At 68.7% G+C, this 14,683-nt stretch carries 12 protein-coding genes and 1 pseudogene; 6 read left to right on the top strand and 7 right to left on the bottom strand.

All coding sequences use genetic code 11. The annotated features are described in order from the left end of the window. The 4 genes and pseudogenes from CMO28_RS16050 to CMO28_RS16035 all read right to left on the bottom strand — a co-directional run. Window positions 1-596 (bottom strand): annotated as a pseudogene (locus CMO28_RS16050) (IS5 family transposase); the annotation flags it as partial. A gap of 49 nt (window positions 597-645) precedes the next feature. Continuing rightward, window positions 646-1,137: a nucleotidyl transferase AbiEii/AbiGii toxin family protein gene (locus CMO28_RS16045; protein ID WP_323755101.1), complete on the bottom strand. Its 492-nt coding sequence runs from the start codon at window positions 1,135-1,137 to the stop codon at window positions 646-648. Next, on the bottom strand, window positions 1,130-1,723 hold the full coding sequence (locus CMO28_RS16040) for a DUF6088 family protein (protein ID WP_322111368.1): 594 nt from the start codon (window positions 1,721-1,723) through the stop codon (window positions 1,130-1,132). Before CMO28_RS16040 ends, CMO28_RS16045 begins: the two co-directional genes overlap by 8 nt. Window positions 1,724-1,929: 206 nt before the next feature. Next, the gene (locus tag CMO28_RS16035; RefSeq protein ID WP_296715168.1) at window positions 1,930-2,625 is read right to left on the bottom strand and encodes a TetR family transcriptional regulator; all 696 of its coding nucleotides are present in this window, start codon (window positions 2,623-2,625) and stop codon (window positions 1,930-1,932) included. 333 nt (window positions 2,626-2,958) lie between these two features. Here CMO28_RS16035 and CMO28_RS16030 point away from each other — a divergent pair, with 333 nt between their 5' ends. The 6 genes from CMO28_RS16030 (at window position 2,959) to CMO28_RS16005 (ending at window position 11,808) form a co-directional block, all read left to right on the top strand. Beyond that, on the top strand, window positions 2,959-4,155 hold the full coding sequence (locus tag CMO28_RS16030) for an efflux RND transporter periplasmic adaptor subunit (RefSeq protein WP_296715166.1): 1,197 nt from the start codon (window positions 2,959-2,961) through the stop codon (window positions 4,153-4,155). Further along, window positions 4,152-7,304 carry an efflux RND transporter permease subunit gene (locus CMO28_RS16025; protein WP_296715165.1) on the top strand — a complete coding sequence of 1,051 codons (3,153 nt, stop codon included), beginning with the start codon at window positions 4,152-4,154 and terminating at the stop codon, window positions 7,302-7,304. Before CMO28_RS16030 ends, CMO28_RS16025 begins: the two co-directional genes overlap by 4 nt. Beyond that, complete coding sequence (locus CMO28_RS16020; protein WP_296715163.1) at window positions 7,291-8,832, top strand: efflux transporter outer membrane subunit; 1,542 nt, start codon at window positions 7,291-7,293, stop codon at window positions 8,830-8,832. Before CMO28_RS16025 ends, CMO28_RS16020 begins: the two co-directional genes overlap by 14 nt. A 151-nt stretch (window positions 8,833-8,983) precedes the next feature. Next, window positions 8,984-9,739: an SDR family NAD(P)-dependent oxidoreductase gene (locus tag CMO28_RS16015; RefSeq protein WP_296715161.1), complete on the top strand. Its 756-nt coding sequence runs from the start codon at window positions 8,984-8,986 to the stop codon at window positions 9,737-9,739. Window positions 9,740-9,745: 6 nt separating this feature from the next. Then, window positions 9,746-11,371, top strand: coding sequence for a cryptochrome/photolyase family protein (locus CMO28_RS16010; RefSeq protein WP_296715160.1), 1,626 nt, complete (start codon window positions 9,746-9,748; stop codon window positions 11,369-11,371). Next, window positions 11,368-11,808, top strand: coding sequence for a nuclear transport factor 2 family protein (locus tag CMO28_RS16005; protein WP_296715158.1), 441 nt, complete (start codon window positions 11,368-11,370; stop codon window positions 11,806-11,808). The genes CMO28_RS16010 and CMO28_RS16005 overlap by 4 nt, the downstream gene beginning before the upstream one ends. Window positions 11,809-11,840: 32 nt before the next feature. Here the strand turns inward: CMO28_RS16005 and CMO28_RS16000 are convergent, their stop codons facing one another. The 3 genes from CMO28_RS16000 to CMO28_RS15990 are packed head-to-tail and all read right to left on the bottom strand — an operon-like array spanning window position 11,841 to window position 14,645. Then, entirely contained in the window at window positions 11,841-12,641 is an 801-nt protein-coding gene (locus CMO28_RS16000; protein ID WP_062767511.1) for an SDR family NAD(P)-dependent oxidoreductase, read from the bottom strand. Continuing rightward, window positions 12,631-13,881 (bottom strand): SAM-dependent methyltransferase, encoded by a 1,251-nt coding sequence (locus CMO28_RS15995; RefSeq protein ID WP_296715156.1) that lies wholly within the window; start codon window positions 13,879-13,881, stop codon window positions 12,631-12,633. Before CMO28_RS15995 ends, CMO28_RS16000 begins: the two co-directional genes overlap by 11 nt. Further along, window positions 13,878-14,645 (bottom strand): DUF1365 domain-containing protein, encoded by a 768-nt coding sequence (locus tag CMO28_RS15990; protein WP_062767516.1) that lies wholly within the window; start codon window positions 14,643-14,645, stop codon window positions 13,878-13,880. Before CMO28_RS15990 ends, CMO28_RS15995 begins: the two co-directional genes overlap by 4 nt. Window positions 14,646-14,683 lie beyond the last annotated feature (38 nt).

The following is a 14,683-nucleotide window of genomic DNA, read 5'->3' as shown; positions in this document are numbered from 1 at the left end:
CTTCCGTTTTCGGTTGGTCCGCCCCGGGATCACCGGAACGGTACCGCGGTCGCGCAGGGACGCGCGGAGCCTGTCGGCGTCATAGCCCTTGTCCGCGATGAGGTAACGAGTTTTCGGAATCCTGGACAGCAACAGATCTGCTCCTGTCATGTCGGACGCATTTCCAGGCCTGAGCACGAGCGTATGAGGTCGTCCAAGAGTATCCGTCAGGAGGTGGACTTTGGTTGTCTGCCCGCCGCGCGATTTGCCGATCGCCTGAGAGTTCGCCCCCCTTTTCCCCCATGTGCTGACCGATGGGCTTTCACATAGGTGGAGTCGATCGCCATTGACTTCGTCACGGCTCCGGATGCTACCAAAGCCTCCACCAGGCCCGTCCAGAAACGACGCCCGGACCATCGGTGGAAGCGGTTGTAGATGGTTGTCGACGGCCCGTATTCCGCGGGGCAGTGACACCATCGACATCCGGTCCGCAGCACATGGATGATCCCGGAAATCACTCATCGGTCATCCACACGCCGGGCACCCGGCTGGTTCTTGGGCAGGTGCGGCTCAAGCTGAACCCACTGTTCGTCCGATAACCGGAAAAGCTGAGATATCGTGTTCCTCGTGGTTACAGACCACTGGAATCACATGATGATATCATTATCAAGAGGTTGGTTGGGTTTGACCCTGGCTATTAATGGCGTCTTGGAGCGCAGCAATTTTTTCTAGTATATCGCCGAACGGCGGCGGTGTCTGGTCGAACATCATCGGCGCCATCGCCCGATAATCCGCTTTCAGGTCTTTGATGCGCGCGTTGTCTGGTGTCAGCCGGAGCGTGCCTGGCCGGGCCGTATCGTAGCTGGCCCAGCTCGAACGGAAGAAGGTGGCTTTGTGTCTTGCCACCTGTGCCAGCAAGTTAAGGTCGGCGACGGCGGCCTGGCCCTCGTCCGTGTCGAGAAGCATGGCGAGGTCGTAGTAGTGCCGAGAAAAATACTGCGGCGTCGGTGACGCCGCCGGGCGATGCGCCTCCGCATGGAGCGCGGTCGCCTTCTCCCAGAAGGTGCGCCGTGCTGACAGCACCGTCACGCGGGTGTCGGGATCGGCGAAGACGTCCGGATAGTCGTCGGCGACGCCCCGGCCGGCGACATCATCCATCGTTATCGGCCGTGGCTGCGTTGGCGATCGAAACGAGGGTGGGCCGCATCCAGGCGGGCGCGTGACGCGCGGTTGACGCCAGCCTTTTCTTGTCGTTAGCCGAAAGCTGGCGCGCCGCGATCTGCGCGACGTCAGCCGCCCGAACGGGGCCGACATGGCGAAGGGCCTGAAACACCGTTCCGGCGGGGCTGCCCGGCGCGATCAGATGTTTGGGCGAGGCGTGACGAAGATCCACGACGCGCTTTCCCAGCACGACGCGCCGCGAGGGACCATCGGTGAGATAGGTGCTTTGCGCCGGGACCTGCGTCGAAAGGCCGAGCGCGTTCGCTGCCCGTGCGCCGGCGATCTGCCCCCGCGAGCCGGTCTCCCGGGCCAGCGCCTGAGCGACTTCGTCGGGAGCGGGCGACAGCGCCCCGAGTTTCGGGTGCAGCTTGGGAAAGTCGTAGAGCCCGCGTGCCAGCCGACGAAGCTGCCCGCCTTTTACCAGCCGGGAGAGGGCCTGATCGACAGACGGGCGAGCGGCAACCGTGAGGAAGTCGCTGGGCGTAAAGACGCTGCCGCGTCCGCGGGCGCGGACGCGCTTCATGATCCGGTCGGGAACAGAGGCGGAAAGCGTCGTCATGCGTCAGAAAATAGGCGGTCTTTTTCTGACGTTCAAGGGCGGCTTCCCGGTGGGTGGCCGGTCGGGTTACGTCCCGCCCCGTGGTGTGGCAGCGGCAGTTGCCGGGTCAGGTCATTCCAGCCGGCTATGCCCGGTGTCAGACGGGCAACGCGCCCCTCAGCGGCTGGGGATCACCCCTCATCCACCGGCAGCGCCGGCCGCAGCAGGCAGCCCTGGCCGCCGTTGAGGCTGGGGTCGTAGCGGCTGCCGAGGGTGTGCATCAGGGTGTCGGCGGCTTCGAGGTAGAGGGCGAGTTCGCCGGCGAGCTGGGATTCGTCGAGCACCAGCATGTCCGACACCGCGCCGTGGAACATGGCATGGGCGACCCGCATGGCGGTCTCGGGCGTCCAGCCGGGGGCGAGGTCGCCGGCGGTGGCGGCCCGGGCCATGATCTGGCGTATCAGCGTCATGAAATGCACCCGGTCGGCCTGCTGGCGTTCATGCAGCGGCGAGTGGTCGTGCCCCTGGTCGATGCGGGTGAAGATGATCCGGAAGACCAGGCGCCGGCGCTCGTCGTTCACGATCATGCTGAGGGCGTCGCGGCTCGATTCATGGAAGAGGTCGAGCGGGCGCCGGTCGGTGATCCGGCCGGCGGCCAGATCCTGCATCACCTGTTCCTGCGGCAGGCGCACCCGTTCGAGCATGGCGTCGAGCAGGTCGGACTTGTTCTTGAAATGCCAGTAGATCGCCCCGCGGGTGACGCCGGCCAGACGCGCCACATGTTCCAGGGCGCAGGCGGCCACACCTTCGGCATCGAAGGCGGCAGCCGCAGCATCCAGGATCTGCTGGCGGGTCTTTTCGGCATCTTCCTTGGTGCGTCTGGCCACGATCGGTCTCGGCTTCCTCAGGCAGGGGGGATCAGGGGCGCCCCGGCGTGCACGCCCCCCGGCATGCGCGCCCCCCGACGTGCACGCCTTCCGGGCGGTTCGCGCCCGGGGCGGATATAGCACGTTTCCGCAAAAATAACGGATCCGGCGGCGAATGCCGTGATGGACGTCACTTTACATACATTCATGCACGTATATTACTTGTGCAGTGCACTCGCCTCCACCCCCTTCGTGCCACACCCTTTGTGAGGGCGGAAGATCCAGGCCGCGGCGGCAGCCCGCCCCCCGGGGGAGCGGCAGGCGGCGGGTCTCGACAGGAATTGAGGAAGATCCATGGTCCGGTACCGTTTCGGGCGGCGCGACAGACGCGCCGGCCCCGCTGTCGTTCTGTCGACGATCGCCGCCCTCGCCCTTGCAGCGTGTGATGCGGCGGAATCCAATGCGCCGGCGCAGCAGCAGGGCGGGCAGATGCCGCCGGCACAGGTGAGCGTCGTCGAGGCGACGCCGCGCAATCTGCCATTGTCCTATGAATATGCCGGCCGGGTGGCCGGTTCGAAGTCGGTCGAGGTTCGCGCGCGCGTCCAGGGCATTCTGCTGGAGCGGACCTATGTCGAGGGTGCGCGGGTGGAGGCGGGCGACCTGCTGTTCCGCATCGATCCCGATACCTACAAGGCGGCGGTCGCCGAAGCCGAAGCCTCGGTCGCCGAGGCCCGCGCCAATCTGGCCAAGGCCGATCGCGACTGGGCGCGCGGATCGAAGCTGTTCCAGCAGAACGCGATCAGCGCCTCGGAACGCGATCAGTTGCTGTCGGCCCGCGATCTGGCCCGCGCCTCTCTGGCCTCGGCCGAGGCCCGGCTCGACACCGCCAGGATCAATCTGGGCTATACCGAGGTGCGGGCGCCGATCGACGGCGTGACCAGCATCGAGCAGGTTTCCGAAGGCAGCCTGGTCGGTACCGGTTCGACCGACAGCCTGCTGACCACGATCACCCGGCTCGACCCGGTCTATATCAACTTCTCGGTCCCCGACAGCGAGCGCCAGCGCCAGCTGCGGCTGATGGCGGCGACGCCGACCCGGGAGCAGAAGCTGGACGTGGCGGTGAAGGTCGAGGGGCGCGACGAGGTGGTGCGCGGCCAGGTGAACTTCGCCGACAGCACCATCGACCCGGCCACCGGCACCGTCCGGCTGCGCGCCGAGGTGGCGAACCCCGACGAGGCCCTGATGCCCGGCCAGTTCGTGCGGGTGTCGCTGCAGGGCCTGACCCTGCCCAATGCCATCGCCGTGCCGCAGGAAGCCGTGCAGCAGGGCCCGAACGGCACCTTCGTCTATGTCGTGGAAGAGGGCGGCAAGGCCGGCGTGCGGCCGGTGGTGCTGGGCCCGACCGTCGGCAAGGAGTGGGTGGTGGAGCAGGGCCTGGCATCGGGTGACGACGTCATCGTCGGCGGCACGATCAAGGTCCGGCCGGGCGCCCCGGTGCAGGTCGCCAAGGGCGGCGATGCCGCCCCGGCACGCCCGGAGGGTGGTGCATGATCTCGCGCTTCTTCATCGACCGGCCGGTCTTTGCGGCGGTCATCTCGATCGTGATCGTGCTGGCCGGTTTCATGGCCATGCGCGCTTTGCCGATCGAGCAGTATCCCGAAATCGTGCCGCCGCAGGTGGTGGTGAGCGCGAGCTATCCGGGTGCGAGCCCGGAGGTGCTGGCGGAATCGGTGGCATCGCCCATCGAGCAGGAGATTAACGGCGTCGAGGGCATGCTCTACATGACCTCCAACGCCTCGGCCTCGGGCTCGCTGCAGATCACCGTCACCTTCGAGATCGGCACCGATCCCGACCAGGCGACCATCAACATCAACAACCGCGTGCAGGCGGCCGAGCCGCTGCTGCCCGAGACGGTGCGCCAGCAGGGCGTCCGGGTGGACAAACGATCCTCCTCGATCCTGCAGGTTGTAACGATGTCGGCCCCGGTCGACCGCTACGACCCGATCTATGTCAGCAATTACGCCCTGCTGAACGTGATCGACGAGCTGAAGCGCGTGCCGGGCGTGGGTGATGCCACGCTGTTCGGCGCCAAGGACTATTCGATGCGCATCTGGCTGAAGCCGGATGAGCTGGCCCGCTACGACATGACGCCGTCGGACGTGGCCAGCGCCATCGAAGAGCAGAACGACAATTTCGCGGCCGGCAAGTTCGGCCAGGAGCCGGATGCCGGCGGCCAGGCCTTCACCTATACCGTCCAGACCCCCGGCCGCCTGCCGGATGCCGAAGCCTTCGGCGACATCATCCTGCGCTCGGATTCCAACGGTGCCGTGCTCAGGCTGCGCGATGTGGCGCGGGTGGAGCTGGGGGCCAAGGACTATGCCTTCCAGTCCTATTACAACGGCCAGCCCTCGGTCGCGATCGGCATCTATCTGCAGCCGGGCGCCAATGCGCTGTCGACCGCCCAGGCGATCAGCACGCGGATGAGCGAGCTTTCGCAGCGCTTCCCCGAAGGCATCTCCTACGCGCTGCCCTATGACACGACCAAATTCGTCCGGGTGTCGATCGAGGAGGTGATCAAGACCTTCGCCGAGGCGATCGCGCTGGTGATCGTGGTGGTGTTCCTGTTCCTGCAGAGCTTCCGCGCGACGCTGATCCCGATCATCGCGGTGCCGGTGTCGCTGATCGGCACGTTCGCCGGCATGTATCTGCTGGGCTTCTCGATCAACCTGCTCACACTTTTCGGCATGGTGCTGGCCATCGGCATCGTGGTCGACGACGCCATCGTCGTGCTGGAGAATGTGGAACGCGTGATGCGCGAAAAGGGCCTGCACCCGCGCGAAGCCGCCATCCAGGCGATGCAGGAAGTGTCGGGCGCGGTTATCGCGATCGTGCTGGTGCTGTGCGCGGTGTTCGTGCCCGTGGGCTTCCTGGGCGGCCTGACCGGCCAGATGTACAAGCAGTTCGCCATCACCATCGCGATGTCGGTGTTCATTTCCGGCATCGTGGCGCTGACCCTGTCGCCGGCACTGTGCGCCCTGCTGCTGAAAGAGGGCGAGCACAAGCCCTGGGCCTTCTTCCGCTGGTTCAACCGCAATTTCGATCGCCTGACCCGCGGCTATGTCTATGGCGTGTCGGTGATCGTGAAGCGCGCCTTCCTGGCCATTCTGGTTCTGGCGGCGGTGGGCTTCGCGTCCTGGACGCTGTTCCAGCGCATCCCGGGCTCTCTGCTGCCGAACGAAGACCAGGGCTATATCATCGCCCAGACCTATCTGCCGCCGGCCGCGTCGCTGTCGCGGACCCAGGACAGCGCGCTGGGCCTGACCGAGAAATTCCTGCACCACCCGGCGGTGAACGAGGTGGTGACGCTGTCGGGCTTCGACCTTCTGTCCTCGGCCCAGAAGACCAACGCCGCCGCCTATTTCCTGCCGCTGAAGGACTGGAGCGAGCGTAACGACCCGTCGCTGGATGCCCGCAACCTGCCCGGCCCGATGATGGGCATCGGCATGAGCGACCCCAATTCCTTCACGCTGGCCTTCAACCCGCCGCCCATTCAGGGCATCAGCATGACCGGCGGTTTCGAGGCCTATGTCCAGGACCGCACCGGCGGCACCGTCGCCGACCTTCAGGCTGCCGTGCAGAGCCTGATCCAGGCGGCATCGCAGCGGCCGGAACTGACCGGCCTGTCGACCACCTTCTCGGCCGCGGTGCCGCAGTACGACGTGGCCGTCGACCGCGAGAAGGCCAAGGCGCTGGGTGTGCCCATCGCCGATGTCTACACCACCATGCAGGCGACCTTCGGATCGCTCTACGTCAACGACTTCACCCTGTTCGGCCGGACCTTCCAGGTGAATGTGCAGTCGGAAGGCGACTTCCGCCGCACGCCGGACGATATGCGCTATGTCTTCGTGCGGTCCAATTCGGGCGAGATGATCCCGCTCGACGTGCTGGTGACGGCGAAGCGCATCGTCGGCCCCGACATGCTGGAACGCTTCAACCTGTTCACCGGCGCCAAGATCATGGGCCAGCCCGCCCCGGGCTTCAGCTCGGGCCAGGCGCTCTCGATCATGGAGCAGGTGGCGGCGGAAACCCTGCCCGAGGGCTATACGCTGAGCTGGACCGGATCCGCCTATCAGGAAAAGGCGGCCGCCGGGTCGAGCATGCTGGCCTTCGGCTTCGGCATCGTGATGGTGGTGCTGATCCTGGCCGCCCAGTATGAACGCTGGACGATGCCGCTGGCGGTGGTGGCGGCCGTGCCCTTCGCGGTTCTGGGTGCGCTGCTCGCCATCTGGCTGCGCGGCATCGAGAACGACGTGTATTTCCAGATCGGTCTGGTTACCCTGATCGGCCTGTCGGCGAAGAACGCCATCCTGATCGTGGAGTTCGCCATGCAGCAGCGCCGGGCGGGGCGGAGCATCATCGATGCGGCGGACGAGGCGGCACGCCTGCGCTTCCGGCCGATCGTGATGACCTCTCTCGCCTTCATCCTGGGCGTCGTGCCGCTGGCGATCAGCTCCGGTGCCGGCTCTGCCAGCCGTCACTCGATCGGCACCGGCGTGATCGGCGGCATGCTGGCGGCCACCTTCATCGCGATGTTCTTCGTGCCGGCCTTCTATACACTGGCGGCGAAGCTGTCGCGGAAAGACCGCCACCAGGCATCAGCCCCGACCGAAACTCCGGAGAGCGCCCATGTCCGTAGCTGACCCGAGCCTCGCGGCACCCGTGATCCGGGGCGATCTGCCCCGCCGCGCGGCCCGGCCCCTTGTCGCAGTTCTGGCCGCAGCCCTGATGTCCGCCTGTGCACTGGCCCCGGCCGGGGATCCCCCGGCCATCCAGACCGGCGCCAGCTGGGGCGAGCGCGGCCAGGCCGCTGCCGAGGCGCGCGCCGCGGAACTGCCCGCCGCCCGTGTCGACGGCACATGGTGGCGCAATTTCGGCGATCCCGCCCTGACCCGCCTGGTGGAAGAGGCGCTGGTCGCCAATGACGACCTGCTGCTGGCGGTGGAGCGGGTGAACGAGGCCCGGGCTCTGGCCCGGGGCACCTCGGCCGACCGGCTGCCGTCGCTGGATGCCAATGGCAGTGCCCAGCGCAACCAGACGTCGAGTTTCGGCGCGTCGGGCGGCCAGCTGGCCAATACCTTCTCGGCCTCGGCGGCGCTGTCTTATGAGCTGGACCTCTGGGGCCGGCTCAGCAATGCCGACCGGGCCCAGCGGGCCCAGCTGCTGCAGACGGTGGCCAATCGCGATGCGGTGCGCCTGACCGTCGCGGCCGACACCGCCAACGCCTATCTGCAGCTTCGGGCGCTGGACCTGCAGCTTGAAATCGCCCGCCGCACGCTGTCGGCGCGCGAACAGACCCTGGAGCTGCAGCAGGCCCAGTACGAGGCCGGCACGATCGATGCGCTCGACCTGGCCCAGGCGCGGTCGGAGCGGGAATCGACCCGCGCCCGGATCCCGCAGCTGGAAGGCTCTCGCGATCAGGCGGCGAATGCGCTGGGCGTGCTGCTGGGTCGCACCCCGGCGGAACTGATCGGCAAGGATGTCGAGCGCGGCGTGGCGCTGGACGTTCTGCCGGATGCGCCGGTGCCGCCGCTGGGCCTGCCGTCGGAACTGCTGCTGCGCCGCCCCGACGTGGCGGTGGCCGAACAGGAGATCGCGGCCGCGGCCGCCAATGTCGGCGTTGCGCGGGCGGGCTATTTCCCACAGATCAGCCTGACCGCTTCGGCCGGCCGGCAGAGCACGCAGCTGTCTGACTTCCTGTCGAACGGCGCCGGCATCTGGGGCCTGGCCCTGGCGTTGACCGGGCCGATCTTCGATTTCGGGCGCACCGATGCCCAGGTCGAGGCGGCGAAGTCGCGCTATGAGCAGACCGCGATCAGCTATCGCCAGACGGTGCGCACCGCCTTCCAGGACGTTCTGGATGCGCTGGCATCGCGCACGGCGGCCATGGGCCAGCTGGAGGCGCAGGACGCCCAGGTGGCCGAACTGCAGAGGACGGTGGAACTGGCGCGGCTGCGCTATGACGCCGGCTATGCCGCCTATCTGGACGTGCTGGATGCCGAGCGCACCCTGCTCGACGTCGAGCTGTCGCGGGTGACCACCCGCCAGAACCTCTATGTCGCCTCGGTGAACCTGTACAAGGCGCTGGGCGGCGGCTGGGAAGGCCTGCCCCAGGGGGCGGCGGATCCCGGCCCGGTGCTGGCCGACCCCTATGGCGGGCTGAAGGACTGATCCGACGGACCGGTCATACCCTGACGCGTCCCCGACGGCCCGCAGTGCACGCTGCGGGCCGTCGGTCGTTTCCGGATGCGTCGACCCTTTCCGGAGGCGCCGCCAGATCTAGCTTGCCTGTCCGGAAGACGAGGTTTGCTGGAGCGGTTCGATGACGGATATCCTGGAAGGGGATGAGGCCCCGGTGCTGATCTATGGCGCCACGGGCGGTGTGGGATCGGCCCTGGCCCGCCTGCTGGCCGCCGAAGGGCGGGCGCTGATCCTGTCGGGTCGCGATGCCGACCGCCTGGCCCGGCTGGGCCGCGAGCTGGGGGCCCGGACGGTGCCGGCCGATGTGACCGAAGCCGGTGCGGCGGCCGGGGCGGCGAAGGCGGCGGCGGAGCTGGCCGGCGGCCGGCTGGGCGGGCTTGCCTATTGCGTGGGCTCGATTGCGCTGAAGCCGGTGCACCGGGCGAGCGCCGGCGATTTCATCGAGGCCTTCCAGCTGAATGTCGTGGGCGCCGCCGAGGCGGTGTCGGGCGCCCTGCCGGCGCTGAAGGCCGCCGGCGGGTCGGTGGTGCTGGTGTCGACGGTGGCGGTGGCGCACGGCTTTCCCAATCATGCGGTGATCGCGGCCGCCAAGGGCGGCGTGGAAGGGCTGACCCGCTCTCTTGCGGCCGAACTGGCGCCGAAGGTGCGGGTGAATGCCGTGGCGCCGAGCCTGATCCGGAGCCGCATGTCCGAGGCGATCACCCGCAACGAGACCATGGCCGAGGCGCTGGCCGGCCTGCATCCCATGCGCCGGCTGGGCGAGCCCGAAGATGTGGCGGCGATGATGGCCCTGCTGCTGTCGGCCCGCGCCGGCTGGATCACCGGCCAGGTGATCGCGGTCGATGGCGGGCGCGGCGCTCTGCATGTGAAGAGCTGACCGCGCATGGCCCGAACGCTGCGCCTGGTGCTGGGCGACCAGCTGAGCCGGGGGTTGACCGCGCTGGATGGCGCGCAGCCCGGCGAGGCAGATGTGATCCTGATGGCCGAGGTCGCCGAAGAGGCGACCCATGTGCCGTCCAGCCGGGTGCGGATCGCGCTCTTCCTGTCGGCCATGCGCCATTTCGCTGCCGATCTGGCGGCCGGTGGGCCAATAGGCGGGGGGCTGACGGTCGACTATGTCGCACTCGACGATCCGGAGAATACCGGCAGCCTGGCGGGGGAGCTGACCCGCGCCATCGCCCGGCACGGCACCCGGCGAGTGGTGATGACCGAAGCCGGCGACTGGCGGGTGGAACAGGCGCTGATCCGGGCGGCCGCGGGCGTGGATCTGGACATTCGCCCCGACACCCGTTTCCTGTGCAGCCGGAATGATTTCCGCGACTGGGCGCGCGGGCGCCGCCAGCTGCGGATGGAGCATTTCTACCGGATGATGCGCCGCCGGACCGGGCTGCTGATGCCCGATGACGGCGAGAGCCCGGCGGGCGACCGGTGGAATTTCGATGCCGAGAACCGCAAGCCCTTCGATGCCAGGGCGGCGGGTGGGCGGCCGCCGGCACCGGCGGGCTTTCCGCCCGATGACGTTACCCGGGCGGTGATCCGGCTGGTCGATGCGCGGTTCGGGGCCCATGTCGGCGACACCGCCGGTTTCGACTGGCCGGTGACCAGGGCCCAGGCGCTGACGGCGCTGGAAGATTTCATCACCCGGCGGCTGGAGCGGTTCGGTGATTATCAGGATGCGATGGCGGCGGGGGAGGAGGTGCTGTTCCATGCCCGGATCTCGCCCGCGCTCAATCTGGGCCTGCTGGAGCCGCTGGAGGTCTGCCGGCGGGCCGAGGCGGCATGGGCCGAGGGGCGGGCGCCGCTCGCCGCGGTCGAGGGCTTCATCCGCCAGATCCTGGGCTGGCGGGAATATGTCCGCGGGATCTATTGGCTGGAGATGCCGGGCTATGCCGCGACCAATGCGCTGGATGCCCGCCGCCCCTTGCCCTGGATGTACTGGTCGGGCGAGACCGACATGGCCTGCATGGCGGCGGCCCTGGGCCAGACGCTCCGCACCGGCTATGCCCATCACATCCAGCGGCTGATGGTGACGGGCAATTTCGCGCTGCTGACCGGCGCCCGGCCGGAGGAGGTCGCCGCCTGGTATCTGGCGGTCTATGCCGATGCGGTGGACTGGGTGGAACTGCCCAATGTTCAGGGCATGGCGCTTTATGCCGATGGCGGGCGGATGGCAAGCAAGCCCTATGCGGCCGGGGCCGGCTATATCTCGCGCATGTCGGATCATTGCCGCGGCTGCCGCTATGACCCCAAGCGGCCGACCGGCGATGGCGCCTGCCCGTTCAATGCGCTCTACTGGGATTTCCTGATCCGCAACCGCCGGCGGCTGGGCGGCAATCCGCGGCTGGCGCTGGCCTATCGTTCGCTGGACCGGATGGCCCCGGCGCGGGTGGCGGCGCTGGGACGCCAGGCTGCGGATTTCCTGGCCCATCTGGACCGGCACGGCAGCGACCGGGGCTTCGGCCGGCCGACGGACGCCCCGAAGGACGCCACAGGGGATCTTTTCGCATGACCGACCGGATGCATGCCGGGCTGGACGCCTGGTGCAGCTTTTTCGAGAGCCTGTCGCCCGAAAGCCTGGACCGGATCGGGGATCTGGCGGTAGCGGAGCTGCGCTTTGCCGACCCGTTCAACGACGTGACCGGGCGCGACCGGGTGAAGGCGCTGCTGGCCCATATGTTCGGGACGCTGGAGGCGCCGCGCTTCCGCGTCACGGCCCGCGCCTCAGACGGCGCCACGGGCCTTATCCGCTGGCGGTTCACCGCCCGGCGCAAGGGCCGAACCCAGCCCTTCACGCTGGAGGGCATGAGCGAGGTGACGCTGGCGGAAGACGGCCGGGTGCTGGCCCATATCGACCATTGGGACCCGGCGGCGCAGCTTTACGAGCGGGTGCCGGTGCTGGGGGCGGTGCTGCGGATGATCCGGCGCCGGCTGGCGGCGCCGGTCTGAGCAGCCTTACCGGCCGATCAGCCCTTCACCAGTCAACCCTTCACGAGGCCGGCCGAGAGCGCCAGCCACCAGCGGCTGGGCAGGATCCGGGCGGCCGCCAGCAGGCCGGTGAAGCGCTTCGGGAACCGGATGTGGAAACGGCGCGAGGCCAGCCCGTCGCGCATCGCCCGCGCGGCGGCCTCGGGCTCGATCATGTCCGGCATGCGGAAATCGTTCATGCTGGTCAGCCGGGTGCGGACGAAGCCGGGATTGACCACCCGCACGTCGATACCGCGCGGCGCCAGTTCCACCGCCAGGGTTTCGGCCAGATTGTAGAGCCCGGCCTTGGAGGCGCCATAGCCGATCGCCCGCGGCAGGCCGCGATAGGCCGAAGCGCTGGCGGTGAGGGCAAGCTGCGGTGCATTGCCGCGTTCAAGCAGGGGCAGGGCCGCGGCGGTGACCCTGAGACCGCCGGTCAGGTTGACCTCGATCATCTTCGCGGCCTTTTCGACATCGAATGTGTCGATGCCCATCGGCCAGTAGACGCCGGCGGTGTAGATCACATGGTCGACGGCGCCCCAGGCGGCCTCCAGACGGGCGGCGGCGGCGGTGAGGGCCGCCTGATCGGTGGCATCGACGGGAAGCGCCAGGGCTTCGGGGCCGAGATCGCGGGCCAGCGCGTCCAGCTCGTCGGCGCGGCGGGCGCTGACCGCAAGCCGGGCGCCGTCGGCGGCGAGCAGGCGGGCCAGTTCGCGGCCGATGCCGTCGCTGGCGCCGATCAGCCAGACCCGTCGGCCCCGCCAGCTTTCCAGCCGGCGGAGCAGGGGGGCGGTGCGTCGTCGGTCATCGGCCATGGGCCATCTCCACCTGAACCACATCGATGCGGCCGGTTTCGAAGCCGGCGGCGCAATAGGCGAGGTAGTACCGCCAGAGCCGGATGAACCGGGTGTCGAACCCGGCGGCGAGCACGCGGGCGCGGGCGGCGTCGAACCGGGCGAGCCAGGCGACCAGGGTGCGGGCATAGTCGCGCCCGAAGGCGAATTCATCGGTGACGGTCAGCCCGACCGCGGCGGCCTGGGCGCGGATGACCGTGCGGGTCGGCAGCATGCCGCCGGGGAAGACATAGCGCTGGATGAAATCCGCCCCGCGCCGGTAGCGCTGGTAGTGCCGCTCGTCGATGGTGATCGCCTGGACCAGGGCCCGGCCGCCCGGCGCCAGACGGTCGGCGAGGGTGCGGAAATAGGTCGGCCACCAGCGCTCGCCCACCGCCTCGATCATCTCGATCGACACGATGTGGTCGTAGCGGCCCTGAAGGTCGCGATAGTCGCGGAATTCCAGATGCGCCCGATCGGCCCAGCCGCCGTCGCGGGCACGGGCGCGGGCATGGTCCAGCTGGGCGCGGCTGATGGTGATGCCGTGGACGTGATGGCCGCGGGCGGCGGCACGTTCGGCAAAGCCGCCCCAGCCGCAGCCGATCTCCAGCACCCGGCCCGGCGCGCCGCGCGGCCCGTCCGCCAGGGCGATCCGGTCGAGCAGGCGGTCGTATTTGGCGGCCTGGGCGGCCGCCAGATCGCCGGTTCCGTCCGGTCCGTAGATGCCCGAGGAATAGGTCATGCTGTCGTCGAGCCAGAGGGCGTAGAAGCTGTTGCCCAGGTCGTAATGGGCGTGGATGTTGCGCTTCGACCCGCGCCGGCTGTTGCGGCGGAACAGGGCATGGGCCATCCAGCCCAGAAGACGCGCGGTGCGCCCGCCCGAAAAGCCGCGGGCGATCGCCTCTTCATTGCGGGCGAGCAGGATGAGCAGGGCGACCAGATCGTCGGTATCGACCGCACCGTCCATATAGGCCTCGGCAAAGCCGACCGCGCCGCGCTTCAGGCAGCGGCGGACCACCGACCAGTCGGTGAGGCGCAGCACCGCATGTTCGCCCGGCGTGGCGCCCCGGGCGGTGACCTTGTGCCCGTCGGGCAGGATGACCGTCAGCTCGCCCACGGCCCAGCGCCCCAGGATGCCGCTGAAGAAGCCCGGCAGATCCAGACCGGCAAGGCCGGCCGGGCCTGCGAAACCGCTTCCCGGGGACAGGCTGTCCGTGCTCATCGGGTCGTCTCCTCCATCGGTGGGGCCGGGCGGCGGTGAAACCTGGTGCCGCGCAGCCAGAGCCTGAGCGCCTGCCAGTGGATCCGCGCCACCACCTGGAGCGTCATCACCGGCATGGACGCCAGCAGCCGGGCGGCATTGGCGAGATCCAGCGGTCGGCGCGTCAGGGTGACGGCGGTGAGCAGCAGCGGGCCGGCCGCGTCATGATAATCGATCGCCGCCGAGATCACCCCGTCTTCCACCCGGAAGCGGAAGAGGTAATGGCCGTCGACGGCACAGAAAGGCGAGACGTGGAACACCTTGCGGGCCTGGATCCGGTCATGCGCCTGGATCGGCCGGCCGTCGTCATGGGCCACGAGGTAATTGTGCCGGTCGCCGAAGGTGTTGTTGACCTCGGCCAGCACCGCCCGTAAACGGCCGTCGTCATCGCGCACGAACCAGAAGCTGACCGGGTTGAACACATGCCCGAAGACCCGGGGATGGGTCATCAGCAGCACGTTGCCGGTGCCCAGATCGCCAAGGCCGAAACGGTCCAGAATGTCCTGAAGCCAGGGCCGCCAGGGGCTGCCGTCGCGGGGGCCGTGATCGCGGGTGAGCAGGGCGAGCGGGCGCAGACGGTCCACCCCGAACAGGGCGTTGCCGGCCCGGTCGATCCGGTCCAGGGGCAGGGCGACGTAAAAGGCCGGATAGACGAAGGCATTCTCCCGCGGCCGCAGCCGCCGGTGCATCACCTTCGCAGATCCGAGCCCGCCTTCGATCCTCATGCGGCCTCCGGTGGCTGCAGCGAATGAACCGTCACGGG

Origin of the sequence: Tistrella sp. (assembly GCF_002684955.1) — a bacterium.
GTDB lineage: Bacteria > Pseudomonadota > Alphaproteobacteria > Tistrellales > Tistrellaceae > Tistrella > Tistrella mobilis.
The sequence above is the reverse complement of the archived record's forward strand: the minus strand, read 5'-3'. Positions and strand labels throughout refer to the sequence as shown.

Bases quoted from the DNA above. Each gene is read 5' to 3' on its own strand.
- CMO28_RS15990 (WP_062767516.1), bottom strand. From the start codon at position 14,645: ATGAGGATCGAAGGCGGGCTCGGATCTGCGAAGGTGATGCACCGGCGG.
- CMO28_RS16040 (WP_322111368.1), bottom strand. From the start codon at position 1,723: ATGAAGCGCGTCCGCGCCCGCGGACGCGGCAGCGTCTTTACGCCCAGC.
- CMO28_RS16025 (WP_296715165.1), top strand. From the start codon at position 4,152: ATGATCTCGCGCTTCTTCATCGACCGGCCGGTCTTTGCGGCGGTCATC.
- CMO28_RS16020 (WP_296715163.1), top strand. From the start codon at position 7,291: ATGTCCGTAGCTGACCCGAGCCTCGCGGCACCCGTGATCCGGGGCGAT.
- CMO28_RS16045 (WP_323755101.1), bottom strand. From the start codon at position 1,137: ATGGATGATGTCGCCGGCCGGGGCGTCGCCGACGACTATCCGGACGTC.
- CMO28_RS16030 (WP_296715166.1), top strand. From the start codon at position 2,959: ATGGTCCGGTACCGTTTCGGGCGGCGCGACAGACGCGCCGGCCCCGCT.
- CMO28_RS16005 (WP_296715158.1), top strand. From the start codon at position 11,368: ATGACCGACCGGATGCATGCCGGGCTGGACGCCTGGTGCAGCTTTTTC.
- CMO28_RS16000 (WP_062767511.1), bottom strand. From the start codon at position 12,641: ATGGCCGATGACCGACGACGCACCGCCCCCCTGCTCCGCCGGCTGGAA.
- CMO28_RS16015 (WP_296715161.1), top strand. From the start codon at position 8,984: ATGACGGATATCCTGGAAGGGGATGAGGCCCCGGTGCTGATCTATGGC.
- CMO28_RS15995 (WP_296715156.1), bottom strand. From the start codon at position 13,881: ATGAGCACGGACAGCCTGTCCCCGGGAAGCGGTTTCGCAGGCCCGGCC.
- CMO28_RS16010 (WP_296715160.1), top strand. From the start codon at position 9,746: ATGGCCCGAACGCTGCGCCTGGTGCTGGGCGACCAGCTGAGCCGGGGG.